This is a genomic window from Stenotrophomonas sp. YAU14D1_LEIMI4_1 (assembly GCF_003086815.1).
Taxonomy (GTDB): Bacteria; Pseudomonadota; Gammaproteobacteria; order Xanthomonadales; family Xanthomonadaceae; genus Stenotrophomonas.
In genome coordinates, this window is record NZ_CP025997.1 from 1,795,316 (window position 1) to 1,814,189 (window position 18,874).

The following is an 18,874-nucleotide window of genomic DNA, read 5'->3' on the forward strand; positions in this document are numbered from 1 at the left end:
CCGGATCAGTCGATGTAGCGCTTCAGCAGATCACCGTACGCATCGATGCGACGGTCGCGCAGGAACGGCCAGATGCGACGCACGTGCTCGCTGCGCTGCAGGTCCACGTCGCACACCAGCACGGTGGCGTCGGTGCCGGCCTCGGCCAGGAACTCACCCTGCGGGCCCAGCACGTGGCTGTTGCCCCAGAACTGGATGCCCGACGCGCCCAGCGGCGAGGCCTCATGGCCCACGCGGTTGCAGCTGAGCACGGGCAGGCCGTTGGCCACGGCATGGCCGCGGTGGCTCAGCACCCAGGCGTCGCGCTGGCGATTCTTTTCATCCTGCACATCGTCCGGGTCCCAGCCGATGGCGGTGGGGTAGAGCAGCAGTTCGGCACCGGCCAGCGCCATCAGGCGCGCCGCTTCCGGGTACCACTGGTCCCAGCACACCAGCACGCCCAGGCGGCCCACCGAGGTATCGATCGGCTTGAAGCCGATGTCGCCCGGGGTGAAGTAGAACTTCTCGTAGAAGCCCGGGTCATCGGGGATGTGCATCTTGCGGTACTTGCCCAGCAGGGTGCCGTCCTTTTCGAACACCACGGCGGTGTTGTGGTACAGGCCGGCGGCGCGGCGCTCGAACAGCGAGCCGACCAGCACCACGCCATGCTTCTTGGCCAGCGTGCCCAGGCGTTCGGTGCTGGGGCCGGGAATCGGCTCGGCCAGGTCGAACTCGTCCACCGATTCGTGCTGGCAGAAGTACGGGCCGTTGTGCAGTTCCTGCAGCAGCACCAGTTTCGCGCCCTGCGCAGCCGCCTCGGCCACACGCGCTTCGATCACCGCCAGATTGGCGGCGGCATCGCCGTGGTTGCGCTCCTGGATCAGGGCGACGGTAAGGGGGCTGCGCGAGTTCATGCGGGGCGTTCCTGCGGGGGAAAACCTGCATGTTAGCGCGGATGGCGTGCCGCGGCGTGTTGGCCGCTGAATGGGCCCGCTCCGTTCGAAACGCGAACGGGCACGTGGCAGCGGTAGAGTCGAGCATGGCTCGACTCTACCAAGGCGGTGCCGGGCGCGGAGCCGGCGATGTTGCATCCAAGGCGGTGCCGGGCGCGGAGCCGGCGATGTTGCATCCAAGGCGGTGCCGGGCGCGGGGCCCGGCGATGGTGCATCAGGCCTTCAGCAGGCCCTGCGGCAACTGCATAGTGATGCAGTGCAGGCTGCCGTTCTGCCAGATCAGCGAGCGGCAGGGCACCTGCACGATCTCGCGGCCCGGGTGGGCCAGGGCCAGCACGTCGCGGGCAAGGTCGTCGGCCGGATCGCCGTAGGCCGGCATCAGCACCGCACCATTGACGATCAGGTAGTTGGCGTACGACGCGGCCAGGCGGCGGCCTTCGTCGATCACCGGCTGCGCCCACGGCAGCGGGAACAGGCGGTACGGCTTGCCATCCTTGGTGCGCAGCGCGGCCAGTTCGTTGCCCATCGCCTGCAGTTCGGCGTAGTGCGAATCGCTCTGGTCGTCGCAGGCCTGGTAGACGATGCTGTCAGGCGAGGCGAAGCGGGCCAGGGTATCGATGTGGGCGTCGGTGTCGTCGCCTTCCAGGTAACCATGGTCCAGCCACAGCACGCGGTCCTGCTGCAGCCAGTCGGCCAGGTCGGCGCTCAGGCTTTCGCGGTCGCGGTCCGGGTGGCGTTCGTGCAGGCACTTCCAGGTGGTCAGCAGGGTGCCTTCACCATCGGTTTCAATGCCGCCGCCTTCCAGCGCGAACGGAATGCTGCGCACCGGTGCGTCGTTGAACACACCGGCCTGGTCCAGCACGCCCACCAGCTGGTCGTCCAGGGTGGCGTCGAACTTGCCGCCCCAGCCGGTGAAGCGGAAGTCCAGCAGCTGGAAGCCGCCGTCGGCGCGGCGCAGGGTGATCGGGCCCGAATCGCGCAGCCAGGTATCGTCGTAGGCCGCCGTGGTGAAGCGCACCTTGTCCATGTCGATGCGGTTGGAGCGCAGCCGCATTTCGGCATAGGTCTCCACATCGTCATCGGCCACGCAGATCAGCACCGGCTGGAAGCGGGTGATGGCCGCAACCAGGGCGATGTAGGTCTCTTCCACCTGGCCCAGGCGGTCGGCCCAGTCGGTGTCGGCGGTGGGCCAGGCAATCAGGACGCCGCTCTGGGCTTCCCATTCGGCAGGAAAACGAAGGTTCTGGTTCATGGTCTCGCTACACGGGCCCGCCACGGGCGGGGTGGGGGATCAACGGATCGGCGGTTTCGGGCCGACTTCGTTCGGGTCGGCCTGGTTGGCCACCACATCGATCACCTTCTGCTTTTCAAAGTAGACGGTGAACTGCGGGTAGACCCAGCGGTGGATGGTCGGCCACTGGCGCTTCTGGCCGCCGCGCGGCTGCAGCTGTTCGCTCGGCGCGCCGAACTGCGACTGCACCTGCTGCATGCTCTGGCCGCGGACGGGCAGGGCGGTGGCCGGCTTTTCACGGGCGCGGTCGATCAGCAGGGTGTCGGCCAGCGCCGGCGTGGCGGCGGCCAGGGTGGCCAGTACGGCCAGGGTGGACAGGTAACGCTTCATCTCGAACTACTCCCCAGTGGTCAAGAAAGGCGATTACAGCAAAAACGGCGGAAAAAAGCCGCATAAACAAAAAACCGCCCGAAGGCGGTTTTTTGCATCGGGTCGCCCCGCGTGGGGCAGCCTGGGCCCGAAGGCCGGAAGGCTTAGCGCTGGCGCGCCTTGAAACGCGGGTTCGACTTGCAGATGACGAAGATCTTGCCACGACGACGCACGACCTTGCAGTCACGGTGACGGGCCTTCGCCGACTTCAGGGAGGACAGGACTTTCATGGCATACCTCGGCGTAAACAGTAGTTGTTCGGGTGGAGCGTGGCCGCGATATGCGAAAGACAATCGGCAGTTGACGCTCGTTCAAGCCCGCCATTCTACCGGGCTTTTCTCCGTGGTTTCAAGTGGTTGCACGAAAGTCGCCGCGCAGGGCGTCTGGCAGGGGCTAGAATGGCCCCTTCACACGCGCAAGGACCCCCATGAATCCACTCGCTCCCGTCCTGACCATCGACGGCCCGTCCGGGGCTGGCAAGGGTACCATCAGCCGCATCGTGGCGCGCCGCATGGGCTGGCATTACCTGGATTCGGGCGCGCTGTACCGGGCGGTGGGCGTGGCGGCCAGCTGGGCCGATATCGACACCTCCGACGCCTCGGCCCTGGTGCGCTGCACCTTCGACACCCGCGTTCAGTTTGTTGAACAGGGCGATGCCATGCGCGTGCTGGTGAACGGCACCGATGCCACCGACGAGCTGCGCCTGGAGACCACCGGCGCGCTGGCCTCGGCCATTGCCGCCATTCCCGAGGTGCGTTCGGCGTTGAAAGAGCGCCAGCGCGCATTCAGGGAGCTGCCGGGCCTGGTCGCCGACGGCCGCGACATGGGCACGGTCATCTTCGCCGACGCCCCCTACAAGGTGTTCTTGACCGCCAGTGCCGAGGAGCGCGCCGAGCGCCGGCATAAGCAGTTGAAAGACAAGGGGGTTTCTGTTAGCTTTGATGACCTCCTGCGCGAGATCATGGCCCGCGACGCCCGTGATGCTCAGCGTACCGTGGCGCCCCTGAAGCCGGCAGACGATGCCGTCCTCATCGACACCACAGGCATCGGCATCGCAGATGTCGTTGCCAGAGTGATGGATCTGCTTCCGGTTCCGGCTGCCTGATCCGTTCGCGCAGGAGCGCTGCCAGCAACACCGGTGGTGGTCGCGCAATGCAGTGCTGTACAAGCTCCGTCGCGCAATGATGCGTGGCGGTTTTCCTACTACACACGACCTGCGTTTCCGGGGTCGACCAACAGGCGGGCGGTCGCCATTCCCCTGAAGGGGACGCCACCGACCCATGTGTCCAACAGAGTAAATCTAATGACCGAATCATTTGCCGAACTGTTTGAAGCCAGCCAGGCCAACCTGGCCAAGCTGAAGCCGGGCGCCATCGTCAGCGGTACCGTTGTTGAAGTCCGCGGCGACGTCGTGGTGATCAACGCTGGCCTGAAGTCCGAAGGCATCGTGCCGATCGAACAGTTCCGTAACGACGCTGGCGAAATCGACGTCGCCGAAGGCGACATCGTCAAGGTCGCCCTCGACTCGATCGAGAACGGCTTCGGCGAAACCGTCCTGTCGCGCGAGAAGGCCAAGCGCGCGATGGTGTGGGACGAGCTGGAAGAAGCGTTGGAAAAGAACGAAACCATCACCGGCCGCATCAGCGGCAAGGTCAAGGGTGGTTTCACTGTGGACATCAAGGATGTCCGCGCCTTCCTGCCGGGTTCCCTGGTCGATGTGCGCCCGGTGCGCGATCCGGCCTACCTGGAAGGCAAGGAGCTGGAATTCAAGCTCATCAAGCTGGACCGCAAGCGTAACAACGTCGTGGTCTCGCGCCGCGCTGTCGTCGAAAGCGAGCACTCGGAAGAGCGCGAGCAGCTGATGGACAAGCTGCAGGAAGGCGCGATCCTGAAGGGTGTCGTCAAGAACCTGACCGATTACGGCGCGTTCGTGGACCTGGGCGGTATCGACGGCCTGCTGCACATCACCGACATGGCATGGAAGCGCGTGCGCCATCCGTCCGAAGTCGTGAACGTCGGCGACGAGCTGGACGTGCGCGTGCTGAAGTTCGACCGCGAGCGCAACCGCGTTTCGCTGGGCCTGAAGCAGCTGGGCGAAGATCCGTGGGATAACATCGCCCGTCGTTACCCGGCCAACAGCCGCGTCTTCGGCAAGGTCTCCAACGTCACCGATTACGGCGCGTTCGTTGAGATCGAGCCGGGCGTCGAAGGCCTGGTGCACGTCTCCGAGATGGATTGGACCAACAAGAACGTCAACCCGTCCAAGGTTGTGCAGGTTGGTGACGAAGTCGAAGTGATGGTGCTGGACGTCGATGAAGAGCGTCGCCGTATCTCGCTGGGCATGAAGCAGGTTGCCGCCAATCCGTGGGAAACCTTCGCTGCCACCCACAAGAAGGGTGACAAGGTGTCGGGCCAGATCAAGTCGATCACCGACTTCGGTATCTTCATCGGCCTGGACGGCGGCATCGACGGCCTGGTCCACCTGTCCGACATCAGCTGGAACACCACCGGCGAAGACGTCGTTCGCAACTTCAAGAAGGGCGACACCCTGGACGCCGTTGTCCTGGCCGTCGATCCGGAACGCGAGCGCATCTCCCTGGGCGTGAAGCAGCTGGAGCAGGATCCGTTCGGCCAGTACATGGCTGCCAATCCGAAGGGCTCCAAGGTCGAAGGCGTGGTGAAGGAAGTCGACGCCAAGGGCGCGATCATCGAGCTGGCTGACGGCATCGAAGGTTACGTCTCGGCACGCGACATCTCCAACGAGCGCGTTGACGACGCCACCCAGCACCTGAAGGTCGGCGACAAGGTCGAAGCCAAGTTCGTGGGCATGGACCGCAAGGGCCGCACCCTGCAGCTGTCGATCAAGGCCAAGGACGACGCTGAAATGCGCGAAGTGCTGGAGGAATACCAGTCCTCTTCGGCTTCCAGCGGCACCACCCAGCTGGGCGCGCTGCTGCGTGCACAGCTGAACGGCAACAAGTCCGAGTAATATCGGCCTGTAGCTGTTCGTTGTTTCCTGGACGGCCCGGGCATTGCCCGGGCCGTTTCAGGCTGAGTGACCCCTGATGTGAGCCGGCGATGACCAAATCCGAACTGATCGAAATCCTTGCGCGCCGCCAGGCGCACCTGAAGGCCGATGATGTCGATCTGGCGGTGAAGTCGTTGCTGGAGATGATGGGCGGTTCCCTCTCTGCCGGGGATCGCATCGAAATACGTGGCTTTGGCAGCTTCTCGCTGCACTACCGGCCGCCGCGCCTGGGTCGCAACCCGAAGACCGGTGAATCGGTGGCCCTGCCGGGCAAGCACGTTCCCCATTTCAAGCCGGGCAAGGAGCTGCGCGAGCGGGTCAGCAGCGTGCTGCCGCTGGACGCCGATCCGGCCTGAAGGTCCTGTCGCGCGACGACGTGCGATTTTTCCCGCCAGTCGGATAAGCTACAGGCTCCTGCCATTGGAGCTGTCGCATGAAGGTTTTCCGTCTGCTGGTGCTGCTGGCAGTCCTGATCCTTGGCCTGATCATCGGCGCGGTCAACATGACCGACATGTCGATCAACCTGTTGTTCACCCAGTTGCATACGTCGGTTGGCGTGGCGTTGATCGCCGCACTGCTGGTCGGCGTGGTTGTCGGTGCCGGGCTGGTGCTGGTAAGCGTGGTCATTCCGCTCTACAGCCAGCTGCGCCGCGCCAACAAGTCGGTGGCCGCCACGTCGGCCCCGGTTACTTCCCCCCAATCTTTTGATGGACGCTGATCGAAGATGGATTTCGTCACCGAGTGGTTCTGGTTTTTCCTGTTCGTGCCGCTGGCTGCTGTTGCAGGCTGGGTAATCGGCCGGCGTGGCGGTCAACGCCACGGTGACAACGAGGTCAGCCGCCTGTCCAGCACCTATTTCCGTGGCCTGAACTACCTGCTGAACGAGCAGCCGGACAAGGCCATCGAACTGTTCCTGCATATCGCCGAACTGGACAAGGAAACCTTCGAGACCCAGGTCGCGCTGGGCCATCTGTTCCGCCGTCGCGGCGAAGTGGACCGCGCCATCCGCCTGCACCAGGGCCTGGTGAACCGCAACGACCTGAGCGACGCGCAGCGCGTGCAGGCGCTGCTGGCACTGGGCGAGGACTACATGAAGTCCGGCCTGCTGGACCGTGCCGAAACCGTGTTCACCGAACTGGCGCAGCTGGACCAGCGCGCACCGCAGGCGCTCAAACACCTGATCGGCATCTACCAGGCCGAGCGCGATTGGGAAAAGGCGATCGACAACGCCACCCGCTTCGAAGACGTGACCGGCGAGCCGATGGGCAAGCTGATCGGTCAGTTCGAATGCGAGCTGGCCGAGCGCTTCCGTGGTGCCGGCAAGCTGGACGAGGCGAGGGCGGCCATTGCCCGCGCCTACCAGGCCGATGCCATGTCGGTGCGCGCCGGCATCATTGAAGGCCGTCTGGAAACGGATGCCGGCAATGCCGAAGCCGCCGTGCGTGCGTTCGAACGCGCCGCCCGCAACGACCCCGAATACCTGCCCGAGCTGCTGCCGGCGCTGATGGAGAACTACCGCAAGGTGGGTGACCTCGGCGGTGCCCGCGCGTTCCTGTCGGAAATGACCGAACACTACCGTGGCATCGCCCCGGTGCTGGCGCTCACCCGCCTGATGGAAGAGCAGGAAGGCGTGGCCCCGGCGCGTGCCTACCTGGGCCGCCAGTTGAAGGACCGCCCGTCGGTGCGTGGCGAATCGGCGCTGATCGATCTGACCCTGGCCGAGGGCGCCGATTCCACCGCCACCCTGCACGATCTGAAGCACATCACCGATCAGTTGCTGGTGCGCAACCCGGCCTACCGCTGCACGCGCTGCGGCTTCGGCGCGCGTACCCACCACTGGCAGTGCCCGAGCTGCAAGGAGTGGGGCACCGTGAAGCCGCTGCTGAACTACGCGGTGCTCTGAGCCATGCCCTGGCTGGTGATGGGCGCGCTGCTGGGCCTGGCCCTGCTCAGCGCCGGTTTGACGTGGGCTGCACGGGGCTACGCCCTGCGCCGGCAACTGCTGGACCAGCCGGGCGAACGCCGCAGCCATAGCGTGGCCACCCCGCGCGGTGGCGGCATCGCCATCGTCATCAGCCTGCTGGTGGCCGCCGGTGCCGCGATGTGGGCCTGGCCCGACGCCGCAGGCAGTGTGCTGATCGCCAGCCTGGGCCTCGTCTTGGTGGCCGGCATCGGCTGGTGGGATGACCATCGCCCGCTGCCGGCGGTGCGCCGTCTGTGCGTGCACGTAGTCGCCGCCGCGCTGTTGGCCGGGCTGGTGAAGCTGCATGGCGGAAGCTGGCTGCTTGCCGCGCTGGTGCTGTTCTTCACCACCTCGCTCATCAACATCTGGAACTTCATGGATGGCATCAACGGCATTGCCAGCAGCCAGGCGGTGATCGCCGCGCTGGGGCTGGCGCCGGTGCTGCCGTGGCCCTATTCATTGGTCGCCATTGCCCTGGGCCTGGCCTGCATGGGTTTCCTGCCGTTCAATTTCCCGAAGGCGAAGATCTTCATGGGCGATGTCGGCAGCGGCGCCCTGGGCTATGCGGTGTCCGTGGTGTTGGCCATCGCCAGCCTGAAGACCAACATCCAGTGGATGCTGCTGCTGGTGCCGATTTCACCTTTCCTTGTGGACGCTGGCTTCACACTGTTGGCGCGCATGCTCTCCGGGCAACGCTGGATGGAACCCCACACTCAGCACGTCTACCAGCGCGCAGTGCAGGCAGGAGCCAGCCACGCACAGGTCACAGGGATGTACTTTGTTTTGGGCCTGTTCAGTATTACAGTGTTCAATGTCTGCTCCAGTTTGCAGCCGAGGTGGGAGGCTGTCGTAGCGGTCGCGTGGTTTGCCGCGCTGACTCTGCTCTGGCTCCTCCTGCGCAATGGATTGCGCAATCGATAAGGAATTAAGCGAAATATGTCTTCACCTTGGCGGGACAGAATCCTCGGTCTTTTGCCGCGCACGGCCATCGTCTGCCACGACCTGTTCATGGTCTGGGCCTGCTGGCAGCTGCTGCATGCCGGTCGGTACTCGATCCTGGCCGACGCCCCGGCGCTGCCGCTGTGGAATGTCGACACCACCCTGGTGCTGGCGCTGCAGGGCATCGTGTTCTGGCGCGTGGGCCTGTACCGCGGCCTGTGGCGTTTCGCCAGCGTCAGCGACCTGCTGAACATCTTCAAGGCCAGCTTCATCGGCCTGGTCGCCATCGTGCTGGTGCTGGCCTGGAAGCGCTTCAACGGCGTGCCCATGTCGGTGCTGGTCATCTATCCCTTCGCACTGTCGGCCCTGCTGGGCGCGCCGCGCCTGCTGTACCGCGCATGGAAGGACTACCAGTCGCTGCAGTCCGATTCGACCGCGCGCCGGGTGCTGATCCTCGGCGCCGGCCAGGCTGCCGAAACGCTGGTGCGCGACCTGCGCCGTTCCGGCAACTTCGAACCGGTGGGCCTGCTCGATGACGCCCCGCACCTGCGCGGCGCCAAGCTGCAGGGCCTGCCGATCCTGGGCACCCTGGACGATGCCCCGGCGGTGGTGCGCGAAAGCGCGGCCAAGCTGCTGGTCATCGCCATCCCCTCGCTCGATGCGGTGGGCATGCAGCGCGTGGTCGCCATCTGCGAAAGCACCGGCGTGCCGTTCCGCACCGTGCCCAAGCTGAGCGACATCCTGCAGGGCCAGTCGCTGCCGGGTCAGCTGAAGGAAGTGGCGATCGAAGACCTGCTGGGTCGCAAGCCGATCATGCCGGACTGGAACCTGATCCGCGGTTGGCTGGGCGGGCGTACCGTCATGGTCACCGGCGCCGGTGGTTCCATCGGTTCGGAACTGTGCCGCCAGTGCGCGCGCCACGGCGCCGGCCGCATCGTGCTGGTCGAAATCAGCGAACTGCTGCTGCTGACCATCGAAGGCGAGCTGCGCCGCAGTTTCCCCGATATCGAAGTGGAGGCCGTGCTGGGCGACTGTGGCGACCCGGCGGTGATGCGCCATGCGCTGTCGCTACACCCGGTCGATACCGCCTTCCATGCCGCCGCGTACAAGCACGTGCCGGTGCTGGAACGGCAGCTGCGCGAAGCCGTGCGCAACAACATCCTGGCCACCGAAAACGTGGCACGCGCCTGCCTGGAAGCGCGCGTGGAGCATTTCGTGTTCATTTCCACCGACAAGGCGGTCGACCCGGTCAATGCGCTGGGCGCCAGCAAGCGCTATGCGGAAATGATCTGCCAGAGCCTGGACCAGAAATCCACGCATACCCGTTTCGTGACCGTGCGCTTCGGCAACGTGCTGGCCTCGGCCGGCAGCGTGGTGCCGCTGTTCCGCGAACAGATCCTGCGCGGCGGCCCGGTCACGGTGACCGATCCGGAAGTGACCCGTTACTTCATGACCATTCCCGAGGCCTGCCAGCTGATCCTGCAGGCGGCCGCGTCGGCGTCGCACGGTGCCATCTACACGCTGGACATGGGCGAGCCGGTGCCGATCCGCGTGCTGGCCGAACAGATGATCCGCCTGGCCGGCAAGCAGCCGTACAAGGATATTCCGATCATCTACACCGGCCTGCGCCCGGGCGAGAAGCTGCACGAGACGCTGTTTTATTCCGACGAAGACTACCGCCCGACCTCGCACCCGAAGGTGCTGGAGGCCGGCGTGCGTACCTTCTCGCGCGATCTGGTGCTGGGCAACGTGCCCAAGCTGCGCGAGGCAACGGTGAGCTATGACACCGGCGCCATCCAGGAAATCCTGTTCGCGACCATGCCCGAATTCTCGCCAATCGAACAGGACGCATACATCTCATCCGCTAAAGTCGTGCCATTCCCCGCACGAGAGGCCAGCAGGCACTAATGAGCAAGCGCATTCGCAAGGCAGTTTTCCCAGTGGCAGGCCTGGGCACCCGTTTCCTGCCCGCCACCAAGACGGTTCCCAAGGAAATGCTGCCGATCATCGATCGGCCCCTCATCCAGTACGCGGTGGACGAGGCGATCGAGGCGGGCTGTGACACCCTGGTGTTCATCACCAACCGCTACAAGCACGCCGTGGCCGATTACTTCGACAAGGCCTACGAGCTGGAACAGAAGCTGGAGCGTGCCGGCAAGCAGGAGCAGCTGGAGCTGATCCGCCACGTGCTGCCCGAAGGCGTGCGCGCGATATTCGTCACCCAGGCCGAGGCACTGGGCCTGGGCCATGCAGTACTGTGCGCCAAGGCGGTGATCGGCGATGAGCCCTTCGCCGTGCTGCTGCCCGACGATCTGATCTGGAACCGCGGCGCCGGTGCGCTGAAGCAGATGGCCGATCTGAACGAGGCAAGTGGCGCCAGCGTTATTGCAGTGGAAGATGTGCCGCACGAGAAAACCGCCAGCTACGGCATCGTCGCCACCGAGGCGTTCGATGGCCGCAAGGGCCGTATTTCGCAGATCGTGGAAAAGCCCAAGCCGGAAGACGCGCCGAGCGATCTGGCGGTGGTGGGTCGCTACGTGCTTAGCCCGAAGATCTTCGAGCTGCTGGAACAGACCGGCAGTGGTGCTGGTGGTGAGATCCAGCTGACCGATGCGATTGCCGCGCTGCTGGCGCAGGAGCCGGTAGATGCGTACCGCTTCGAGGGCACGCGCTTTGACTGCGGCACGCACCTGGGCCTGGTGGAAGCGACGATCCGCTTCGCGCTGGACAACCCGAAGCTGGCCGGCCCGGCCCGCGAGAAGCTGGCGGCAATGCTGGCGGAGTAAGGGTTTATCAGGCGCTCCGTTCGCGGCGCCTTGATTGATACGTGATGGGCGGGATGGGTGGGCCTTTGCAGGACACGCCGTAAACCCGTCCATGGGGGCTCGTTGGCGCCATCCATGGCGCCAGCGGTCCTGCAAAGGCCCACCCATCCCGCCTGCCAGGTTTCCTGCGCGCGCGGACGGGAAGGGCGGAATCAAGGGCAGGGGCAAAAGCAAAAAAAGGCAGCCATTGGCTGCCTTTTTTCGTGGATCTGACCCCGGTAGAGTCGAGCCATGCTCGACTGCTTTTCGTGCGCCAGTCGAGCATGGCTCGACTCTACAATGCGGGCCAACCGGGGTCAGATCCCTTTGCCTAGCAAAGGGCTCTGACTCCGGCGGTCGGGGTTACAGCGCTTCGAAAATACCCGCGGCGCCCATGCCGGTGCCGATGCACATGGTCACCATGCCGTACTTCTGCTGGCGACGGCGCAGGCCGTGCAGCAGGGTGGCGGTGCGGATCGCGCCGGTCGCGCCCAGCGGGTGGCCCAGGGCGATCGCGCCGCCCAGCGGGTTCACCTTGCTCGGGTCCAGGCCGCAATCGCGGATCACCGCCAGCGACTGCGCGGCGAAGGCTTCGTTCAGTTCGATCCAGTCCAGCTGGTCCTGGGTCAGGCCGGCCTGCTTCAGTGCCTTCGGAATCGCGGCGATCGGGCCGATGCCCATCACTTCCGGGCGCACGCCGGCCACCGAGAAGCTGACGAAACGGGCCAGCGGGGTCAGGCCGTAATCCTTGATCGCCTGTTCCGAAGCCAGCAGCACGGCGCCGGCGCCATCGCTCATCTGCGACGAGTTGCCGGCGGTGACGGTGCCGCCGAACTGGCCGTTGCGGAACACCGGGCGCAGCTTGGCCAGGCCTTCAGCCGACGAATCCGGGCGCGGACCTTCGTCAGTGTCGGCAATCTTGTTGCGGGTGATGATGCGCTGGCCATCGGCCAGGTCCGGCAGGTGCGAGACGATCTCGTACGGGCTGATCTCATCCTTGAACTCGCCGTTCTGGATGGCGGCCATGGCCTTCTGGTGCGAGGCCAGGGCGAAGGCGTCCTGCTCTTCGCGCGAAACCTTCCACTCTTCGGCCACCTTCTCGGCGGTGATGCCCATGCCGTAGGCAATGGCCACGTGGTCGTTGTCGAACACGCTCGGCGCCATCGCGATCTTGTTGCCCATCATCGGCACCATCGACATCGATTCGGTGCCGCCGGCCAGCATCAGGTCGGCGTTGCCCAGGCGGATCGCATCGGCAGCCTGCGCCACTGCCTGCAGGCCGGACGAGCAGAAGCGGTTCACGGTCTGTGCGGCGATGGTATTGGGCAGGCCGGCCAGCAGCACGCCGATGCGCGCCACGTTCATGCCTTGCTCGGCTTCGGGCATGGCGCAGCCGATGATGGCGTCATCGATGCGGTTCACGTCCACGCCCGGGGCCTGGGCGACGACGCTGCGCAGCACGTGCGCAAGCATGTCGTCGGGGCGGGTGTTGCGGAACATGCCCTTGGGCGCCTTGCCCACCGGGGTGCGGGTGGCGGCGACGATGTAGGCGTCCTGGATTTGCTTGGTCATTGCAGTGATCTCTTGAATAGGATTTGTAGAGTCGAGCCATGCTCGACTGCCACATCAGGGTGTGCCCACCAAGGTGGGCACCTACCAGAGGCGGAGGTGTGCCCACCAAGGTGGGCACCTACCAGAAGCAGGGAATCAGTTACGCAGCGGCTTGCCGGTCTTCAGCATGTGCGCGATGCGGGCCTGGGTCTTTTCCTGCTGGGCCAGTTCAACGAAATGCTTGCGCTCCAGGGTCAGCAGCCACTCTTCGTCCACCAGGGTGCCGCGGTCGACCTTGCCGCCGCACAGCACGGTGGCGATGCGCTCGGCAATCTCGTAGTCGTAGGGGCTGATGAAGCGGCCTTCCAGCATGTTGACCAGCATCATCTTGAAGGTGGCGATGCCCACGTCACCGGCCACCTGGATGCGGCGTGCCGGCAGCGGCGGACGGTAACCGGCTTCGGCCAGCGCACGCGCTTCGGCCTTGGCGATGTACAGCGCCTCGTAGCTGTTGAACACCACCTTGTCGGTGCTGCGCAGCAGGCCCAGTTCCTGGGCGTTGACCGCCGAGTTGGACACCTTGGCCATGGCCACGGTCTCGAAGGTCTTCTTCAGTTCGGCGAACACATCACCGCCCGGGCCAGCGGCCTGCGAGGCGCGCACGGCCAGTTCCTTCAGGCCGCCACCGGCCGGCAGCAGGCCCACGCCGGCTTCGACCAGGCCGATGTAGCTTTCCAGGAAGGCCACGGTCTTGGCGCTGTGCATCTGGAATTCGCAGCCACCGCCCAGGGCCAGGCCACGCACCGCGGCCACCACCGGCACCAGCGAGTACTTGATGCGCTGGCTGGTGCGCTGGAAGTTGGCCACCATTTCTTCGAACTGGTCGACCTTGCCGGCCTGCAGCAGGCCCAGCGCGCCAGCCAGGTCAGCACCGGCGGAGAAGGGTTCCTTCTGCTGCCAGATCACCAGGCCCTGGAAATCCTTCTCGGCGCGGCTGACGCATTCCTGCAGGCCATCGAGCACCTGGTCGGACACGGTGTTCATCTTGGTCTTGAAGCTGACCACGGCAATGCCATCGCCGTCGTGCCACATGCGCAGGCCGTCGTTCTCGAACACGGTCTCGCCCGGGGCGAACTGCTCGCCCAGCAGCGGATCGGGGAAGCGCTGGCGCTGGTACACCGGCAGCGACGAGCGCGGCAGCTTGGCGTTGCGCGACGGGCTGTAGCTGCCCTCGGCGGCGTGCACGCCGTCGCGGCCATCGAACACCCAATCCGGCAGCGGGGCGCTGCTCATGCTCTTGCCGGCCACGATGTCATCGGCAATCCACTGCGCCACCTGCTTCCAGCCAGCGGCCTGCCAGGTTTCGAACGGGCCCAGCGACCAGCCGTAGCCCCAGCGGATGGCCAGGTCGACGTCGCGCGCGGTTTCGGCGATATCGGCCAGGTGGTAGGCGCTGTAGTGGAACAGGTCGCGGAAGGTCGCCCACAGGAACTGCGCCTGCGGGTGCTGGCTTTCGCGCAGCTTGGCGAACTTTTCGGCCGGGTTTTTGATCTTCAGGATCTCGACCACTTCCGGGGCAGCAGTGCGATCGGCGGCGCGGTAGTCCTGCTTTTCCAGGTCCAGCACCACGATGTCCTTGCCGACCTTGCGGAAGATGCCGGCGCCGGTCTTCTGGCCCAGCGCGCCCTTGGCAATCAGCGCGTCCAGCCACTTCGGCGACTTGAAGAATTCATGCCACGGGTCGTTGGGCAGGGTGTCGCCCATGGTCTTGATGACGTGGGCCATGGTGTCCAGGCCGACCACGTCGGAGGTGCGGTAGGTGGCCGACTTCGGGCGGCCCACCAGCGGGCCGGTCAGGCCGTCCACTTCATCGAAGCCCAGGCCGAACTGCTGGGTGTGGTGGATGGTGGACAGGATCGAGAACACGCCGATGCGGTTGCCGATGAAGTTCGGGGTGTCCTTGGCGTACACCACGCCCTTGCCCAGGGTGGTGACCAGGAAGGCTTCCAGGCCTTCCAGCACCGCCTTGTCGGTGGTGGTGGCCGGAATCAGTTCGGCCAGGTGCATGTAGCGCGGCGGGTTGAAGAAGTGCACGCCGCAGAAGCGGTGGCGCAGCTGCTCGGGCAGCACGTCGGCCAGCTTGTTGATGCCCAGGCCGGAGGTATTGGAGGCCAGCACCGCGTGGTCGGCCACGAACGGGGCGATCTTCTTGTACAGGTCCTGCTTCCAGTCCATGCGCTCGGCAATGGCCTCGATGATCAGGTCGCAGTCCTTCAGCTGTTCCAGGCTGGTTTCGTAGTTGCCCGGGGTGATGGCTTCGGCCAGCGACTTGCTGGCCAGCGGCGCCGGGCTCAGCTTGCCCAGGTTGGCGATTGCCTTCAGCACGATGCCATCGGCCGGACCTTCCTTGGCAGGCAGGTCGAACAGCACGGTATCGACGCCGGCGTTGGTCAGGTGGGCGGCGATCTGGGCACCCATGACGCCGGCACCCAGCACGGCGGCGCGGCGGACTAGCAGGGAATTGGACATGGTGTAGGGCCTTTGTTGGTCAGCAGTTACTGGGTGGAATCAATGGAAGCGGGCAGGGCGCTGTCGCGTGCGGCGGCGCGGAACCCGGCTTCGGCGAAGTGGATCAGTTCGTGGGCGGCATGGGCACGATGCGCCGCTTCGGTGACACCGGCGGGTCGCTTGATCAGCCCGAAGTCGGCCATGGCGTAGGTGAGCGAGCCGGCCAGGAAATCCAGCCGCCAGTACAGCTCTTCCTTGCTCAGGCCGGGCACGCATTCGGCAATGGCCTTGCCGAACGCGCGCAGCACATGGCCGTAGTGATCGGACAGGAACTTGCGCAGGTTGTCGTTCTTTTCGGCGTAGGCGCGGGCGATCACGCGCACGAAGGCGCCGCCGCTCTGGCGGTCCTGGGCCATGGCCAGTGCCGGCTCCACGAAGGCGGCCAGCACCGGGCGCAGCTGGCCGGGGTGTTCGCTGCGGGCGCGTTCGAGCTGGGCCTGGCGCGCGGCGGTCATTTCGTCCATGCGGCGGCGGAACACCTCGTTGACCAGGTTTTCCTTGGAGCCGAAGTGGTAGTTCACCGCCGCGATGTTCACGTCGGCCTGGCTGGTGACCTGGCGCAGCGACGTGCCGGCGAACCCGTGCTGGGCGAACAGCTCCTCGGCGGCACCGAGGATCCGGTCCTTGGTCGAGAAGTGGGCGGGTTTGGCCATGGGGCGGCGGACCTTAATCAAACGATTGTTTGATACTAGGACCAGACGGGGGCGTATGGCATTTTGCAGTGCAGCAAAATCACCGGGCCGGTTACAGGGCATTCACCCGAAGGACCGGGGTCGGATCCCCGAAGGGGCTCCGACCCCAAGGCCGGGCTGGGGAAGGGGGTCAGAGCCCCTGCGGGGGTCTGACCCCGGGTGGCCGCGCGGCTGCCAGCCATGGGCTGGCACTACTACGCGGGATCTTTTACAATCCGCGCACGTTTATCAGGCTAAGCCCGCGTCCCGACGCGGGTTTTTTTCATGTTACCCTTCGGGCCATCAGCGGCCCGATTCCATTGGAGACATCCCATGGCGCTGGAGCGCACCCTTTCGATCATCAAGCCGGACGCCGTTGCCAAGAACGTCATCGGCGAAATCTACGCCCGCTTCGAGAAGGCCGGCCTGAAGGTCGTGGCCGCCAAGTACAAGCAGCTGTCGCGCCGTGAAGCCGAAGGCTTCTACGCCGTGCACCGCGAGCGTCCGTTCTTCAACGCGCTGGTCGAGTTCATGATCTCCGGCCCGGTGATGATCCAGGCCCTGGAAGGCGAGAACGCCGTCCTGGCCCACCGCGACCTGCTGGGCGCCACCAATCCGAAGGACGCTGCGCCGGGCACCATCCGCGCCGACTTCGCCGATTCCATCGATGCCAACGCCGCCCACGGCTCGGACTCGGTCGAGAATGCCGCCATTGAAGTGGCCTACTTCTTCGCCGCCACCGAAGTCGTTTCGCGCTGAGAGTGATGCCGTGAACGAGGTCGTACAGTCCCCCGCCATCCAGCCGCTGCCGAAGTCGGCACCCACGGCTGGCAAGCAGAACCTGCTCGACCTCGATCGCGCGGGCCTGGAACAGTTTTTCGTCGAAAAACTCGGCGAAAAGAAATTCCGTGCCCATCAGGTGATGAAGTGGATCCACCATCGCTACGTCACCGATTTCGATGAAATGACCGATCTCGGCAAGGTCCTGCGCGCCAAGCTGCAGGCCCATGCCGAGGTCGTTGTTCCCAACATCGTGTTCGACAAGCCCTCCGCCGACGGCACCCACAAGTGGCTGCTGGCGATGGGCGTGGATGGCAAGAACGCCATCGAGACCGTGTACATCCCCGACAAGACCCGCGGCACGCTGTGCGTGTCCTCGCAGGTCGGTTGCGGCCTGAACTGCACGTTCTGCTCCACCGCGACCCAGGGCTTCAACCGCAACCTGACCACCGCCGAGATCATCGGCCAGGTGTGGGTGGCTGCGCGCCACCTGGGCAACGTGCCGCACCAGATGCGCCGCCTCACCAACGTGGTGATGATGGGCATGGGCGAGCCGCTGATGAATTTCGACAACGTTGTGCGCGCCATGAGCGTGATGCGCGACGACCTGGGCTACGGCCTGGCCAACAAGCGCGTGACGCTTTCGACTTCCGGGTTGGTCCCGCAGATCGATCGCCTGTCCGCCGAAAGCGACGTGTCGCTGGCCGTTTCCCTGCATGCGCCGAATGACGCGCTGCGCGAAACGCTGGTGCCGCTGAACAAGAAGTACCCGATTGCCGAGCTGATGGCCTCGTGTGCCCGCTACCTGCGCGCCAACAAGCGCCGCGAGTCGGTCACCTTCGAGTACACCCTGATGAAGGGCATCAACGACAAGCCCGAGCATGCGCGCGAGCTGGCCCGCCTGATGCACCAGTTCGACAACGCGGTACAGGCCAGGGATTCGGGCAAGGTCAACCTGATTCCGTTCAACCCGTTCCCGGGCACCCGCTACGAGCGTTCCGAAGAAGCGCATATCCGCGCCTTCCAGAAGATCCTGCTGGACAGCAACGTGCTGACCATGGTCCGCCGCACCCGTGGCGACGACATCGACGCGGCCTGTGGCCAGTTGAAGGGCCAGGTGATGGACCGCACGCGCCGCCAGGCAGAGTTCAACAAGACGCTGCAGGCAGGGAAGGGGAGTGATGCAGCGGCCTGACCGCCGGTTGCCGGCCCTGTTCGCAGGCATGCTGGCAGTGGCTGCCAGCGGCTGTACCACCACTTCTGAAATTCCCATCGGCCCCGGCGGCGTGGCCCCGGTGCACACCGTGCGCGACGACCCCAACGTGCGCCAGCAGTTCAAGTACGACGACATGCTGGCGCTGGCCGCCCGTGACCTGCAGGTCGGCAATCTGGACGAGGCCGAGCGCAAGACCCGGCAGGCGCTGAAGATCCAGCCCAACGGCGTGGATGCGCTGATGCTGCAGGCCGGGGTGGAAGACCGCCGTGGCCGCCAGCAGCAGGCCGGCGACGGCTTCCGCCGCGCCGCCGAACTGGCCCCGCAGCGCGGCGATGTGCTGAACAACTACGCCGCCTGGCTGTGCCAGCACGGCCAGGCCGCCGAATCGCTGGTCTGGTTCGACCGCGCCCTGCAGGCGCCGGGCTATGCCACCCCCGCCGCGGCACTGGCCAACGCCGGGGGCTGTGCGCTCGATGCCGGCCAGGTCGAGCGTGCCGAACGCGACCTGCGGACCTCGCTGCAGCACGCCCCGCAGAACCCGGTGGCGCTGGAAGCGATGGCCCAGCTCAGCTTCCGCCAGGGCCAGTACATGGCCGCGCGGGCCTTCGCCGAACGTAGGATTGCGGCTGCACCGGCCACGCGTTCCGTGTTACAACTTGCGTCTGACATCGAAGCGCGACTGGGCGATCAGGCGGCATCTGATCGTTATCTGCAGCGCATTCGACAGGAATTTCCGCAGGATGCGGGCTCCTAAACTCCAGG

The 18,874-nt window shown here is 65.5% G+C and carries 18 protein-coding genes; 11 read left to right on the forward strand and 7 right to left on the reverse strand.

The window, feature by feature from the left end; all coding sequences use genetic code 11:
* Positions 1-5 precede the first annotated feature (5 nt).
* From C1932_RS08375 to ykgO, 4 genes are all read right to left on the reverse strand, one after another.
* Positions 6-893 carry a carbon-nitrogen hydrolase gene (locus C1932_RS08375; protein WP_108761816.1) on the reverse strand — a complete coding sequence of 296 codons (888 nt, stop codon included), beginning with the start codon at positions 891-893 and terminating at the stop codon, positions 6-8.
* 253 nt (positions 894-1,146) lie between these two features.
* Positions 1,147-2,184, reverse strand: coding sequence for an agmatine deiminase family protein (locus C1932_RS08380; protein ID WP_108761817.1), 1,038 nt, complete (start codon positions 2,182-2,184; stop codon positions 1,147-1,149).
* A gap of 39 nt (positions 2,185-2,223) precedes the next feature.
* The gene (locus C1932_RS08385) at positions 2,224-2,553 is read right to left on the reverse strand and encodes a hypothetical protein (protein WP_108761818.1); all 330 of its coding nucleotides are present in this window, start codon (positions 2,551-2,553) and stop codon (positions 2,224-2,226) included.
* Between the two features lie 143 nt (positions 2,554-2,696).
* Positions 2,697-2,822 (reverse strand): type B 50S ribosomal protein L36, encoded by a 126-nt coding sequence (gene ykgO, locus C1932_RS08390; protein ID WP_005409283.1) that lies wholly within the window; start codon positions 2,820-2,822, stop codon positions 2,697-2,699.
* A gap of 197 nt (positions 2,823-3,019) precedes the next feature.
* Between ykgO and cmk the strand changes: the two genes are divergently transcribed.
* The 8 genes from cmk to galU all read left to right on the forward strand — a co-directional run bounded on the left by cmk (position 3,020) and on the right by galU (position 11,308).
* Entirely contained in the window at positions 3,020-3,697 is a 678-nt protein-coding gene (gene cmk / locus C1932_RS08395; protein WP_108749388.1) for a (d)CMP kinase, read from the forward strand.
* A 198-nt stretch (positions 3,698-3,895) separates the two neighbouring features.
* Positions 3,896-5,581 carry a 30S ribosomal protein S1 gene (gene rpsA / locus C1932_RS08400; RefSeq protein ID WP_108761819.1) on the forward strand — a complete coding sequence of 562 codons (1,686 nt, stop codon included), beginning with the start codon at positions 3,896-3,898 and terminating at the stop codon, positions 5,579-5,581.
* Between the two features lie 89 nt (positions 5,582-5,670).
* Positions 5,671-5,976, forward strand: a complete 306-nt coding sequence (locus C1932_RS08405; protein ID WP_005409286.1) for an integration host factor subunit beta — start codon at positions 5,671-5,673, stop codon at positions 5,974-5,976.
* A gap of 77 nt (positions 5,977-6,053) precedes the next feature.
* A complete protein-coding gene (locus C1932_RS08410; RefSeq protein WP_108749389.1) occupies positions 6,054-6,338 on the forward strand; it encodes a lipopolysaccharide assembly protein LapA domain-containing protein in 285 nt (94 codons plus the stop codon).
* Between the two features lie 6 nt (positions 6,339-6,344).
* On the forward strand, positions 6,345-7,523 hold the full coding sequence (gene lapB, locus C1932_RS08415; RefSeq protein WP_108761820.1) for a lipopolysaccharide assembly protein LapB: 1,179 nt from the start codon (positions 6,345-6,347) through the stop codon (positions 7,521-7,523).
* A gap of 3 nt (positions 7,524-7,526) precedes the next feature.
* Positions 7,527-8,504, forward strand: a complete 978-nt coding sequence (locus C1932_RS08420) for a glycosyltransferase family 4 protein (protein ID WP_108761821.1) — start codon at positions 7,527-7,529, stop codon at positions 8,502-8,504.
* 15 nt (positions 8,505-8,519) lie between these two features.
* Complete coding sequence (locus C1932_RS08425) at positions 8,520-10,430, forward strand: nucleoside-diphosphate sugar epimerase/dehydratase (protein WP_164271348.1); 1,911 nt, start codon at positions 8,520-8,522, stop codon at positions 10,428-10,430.
* Positions 10,430-11,308: a UTP--glucose-1-phosphate uridylyltransferase GalU gene (galU, locus tag C1932_RS08430; protein ID WP_108752873.1), complete on the forward strand. Its 879-nt coding sequence runs from the start codon at positions 10,430-10,432 to the stop codon at positions 11,306-11,308. The genes C1932_RS08425 and galU overlap by 1 nt, the downstream gene beginning before the upstream one ends.
* Positions 11,309-11,689: 381 nt before the next feature.
* On the opposite strand, the gene C1932_RS08435 is transcribed toward galU, so the two are convergent.
* The 3 genes from C1932_RS08435 to C1932_RS08445 all read right to left on the reverse strand — a co-directional run bounded on the left by C1932_RS08435 (position 11,690) and on the right by C1932_RS08445 (position 16,098).
* The gene (locus C1932_RS08435; RefSeq protein ID WP_108752874.1) at positions 11,690-12,898 is read right to left on the reverse strand and encodes an acetyl-CoA C-acyltransferase; all 1,209 of its coding nucleotides are present in this window, start codon (positions 12,896-12,898) and stop codon (positions 11,690-11,692) included.
* A 135-nt stretch (positions 12,899-13,033) separates the two neighbouring features.
* Positions 13,034-15,406 (reverse strand): 3-hydroxyacyl-CoA dehydrogenase/enoyl-CoA hydratase family protein, encoded by a 2,373-nt coding sequence (locus C1932_RS08440; RefSeq protein WP_108752875.1) that lies wholly within the window; start codon positions 15,404-15,406, stop codon positions 13,034-13,036.
* Between the two features lie 26 nt (positions 15,407-15,432).
* Positions 15,433-16,098 carry a TetR family transcriptional regulator gene (locus C1932_RS08445; protein WP_108761822.1) on the reverse strand — a complete coding sequence of 222 codons (666 nt, stop codon included), beginning with the start codon at positions 16,096-16,098 and terminating at the stop codon, positions 15,433-15,435.
* 351 nt (positions 16,099-16,449) lie between these two features.
* Here C1932_RS08445 and ndk point away from each other — a divergent pair, with 351 nt between their 5' ends.
* Genes ndk through pilW form a run of 3 tightly spaced genes read left to right on the forward strand, consistent with a single transcriptional unit; the run spans position 16,450 to position 18,866 of the window.
* Complete coding sequence (gene ndk / locus C1932_RS08450; RefSeq protein ID WP_108749396.1) at positions 16,450-16,875, forward strand: nucleoside-diphosphate kinase; 426 nt, start codon at positions 16,450-16,452, stop codon at positions 16,873-16,875.
* 10 nt (positions 16,876-16,885) lie between these two features.
* The gene (rlmN, locus tag C1932_RS08455; protein ID WP_107232307.1) at positions 16,886-18,091 is read left to right on the forward strand and encodes a 23S rRNA (adenine(2503)-C(2))-methyltransferase RlmN; all 1,206 of its coding nucleotides are present in this window, start codon (positions 16,886-16,888) and stop codon (positions 18,089-18,091) included.
* Complete coding sequence (gene pilW, locus C1932_RS08460; RefSeq protein ID WP_108761823.1) at positions 18,078-18,866, forward strand: type IV pilus biogenesis/stability protein PilW; 789 nt, start codon at positions 18,078-18,080, stop codon at positions 18,864-18,866. Before rlmN ends, pilW begins: the two co-directional genes overlap by 14 nt.
* The last annotated feature ends 8 nt before the right edge of the window (positions 18,867-18,874 follow it).

Excerpts from the sequence above, each read along its gene's own strand:
- C1932_RS08375 (WP_108761816.1), bottom strand. The coding sequence starts at position 893 with ATGAACTCGCGCAGCCCCCTTACCGTCGCCCTGATCCAGGAGCGCAAC.
- C1932_RS08380 (WP_108761817.1), bottom strand. The coding sequence starts at position 2,184 with ATGAACCAGAACCTTCGTTTTCCTGCCGAATGGGAAGCCCAGAGCGGC.
- C1932_RS08385 (WP_108761818.1), bottom strand. The coding sequence starts at position 2,553 with ATGAAGCGTTACCTGTCCACCCTGGCCGTACTGGCCACCCTGGCCGCC.
- ykgO (WP_005409283.1), bottom strand. The coding sequence starts at position 2,822 with ATGAAAGTCCTGTCCTCCCTGAAGTCGGCGAAGGCCCGTCACCGTGAC.
- cmk (WP_108749388.1), top strand. The coding sequence starts at position 3,020 with ATGAATCCACTCGCTCCCGTCCTGACCATCGACGGCCCGTCCGGGGCT.
- rpsA (WP_108761819.1), top strand. The coding sequence starts at position 3,896 with ATGACCGAATCATTTGCCGAACTGTTTGAAGCCAGCCAGGCCAACCTG.
- C1932_RS08405 (WP_005409286.1), top strand. The coding sequence starts at position 5,671 with ATGACCAAATCCGAACTGATCGAAATCCTTGCGCGCCGCCAGGCGCAC.
- C1932_RS08410 (WP_108749389.1), top strand. The coding sequence starts at position 6,054 with ATGAAGGTTTTCCGTCTGCTGGTGCTGCTGGCAGTCCTGATCCTTGGC.
- lapB (WP_108761820.1), top strand. The coding sequence starts at position 6,345 with ATGGATTTCGTCACCGAGTGGTTCTGGTTTTTCCTGTTCGTGCCGCTG.
- C1932_RS08420 (WP_108761821.1), top strand. The coding sequence starts at position 7,527 with ATGCCCTGGCTGGTGATGGGCGCGCTGCTGGGCCTGGCCCTGCTCAGC.
- C1932_RS08425 (WP_164271348.1), top strand. The coding sequence starts at position 8,520 with ATGTCTTCACCTTGGCGGGACAGAATCCTCGGTCTTTTGCCGCGCACG.
- galU (WP_108752873.1), top strand. The coding sequence starts at position 10,430 with ATGAGCAAGCGCATTCGCAAGGCAGTTTTCCCAGTGGCAGGCCTGGGC.
- C1932_RS08435 (WP_108752874.1), bottom strand. The coding sequence starts at position 12,898 with ATGACCAAGCAAATCCAGGACGCCTACATCGTCGCCGCCACCCGCACC.
- C1932_RS08440 (WP_108752875.1), bottom strand. The coding sequence starts at position 15,406 with ATGTCCAATTCCCTGCTAGTCCGCCGCGCCGCCGTGCTGGGTGCCGGC.
- C1932_RS08445 (WP_108761822.1), bottom strand. The coding sequence starts at position 16,098 with ATGGCCAAACCCGCCCACTTCTCGACCAAGGACCGGATCCTCGGTGCC.
- ndk (WP_108749396.1), top strand. The coding sequence starts at position 16,450 with ATGGCGCTGGAGCGCACCCTTTCGATCATCAAGCCGGACGCCGTTGCC.
- pilW (WP_108761823.1), top strand. The coding sequence starts at position 18,078 with ATGCAGCGGCCTGACCGCCGGTTGCCGGCCCTGTTCGCAGGCATGCTG.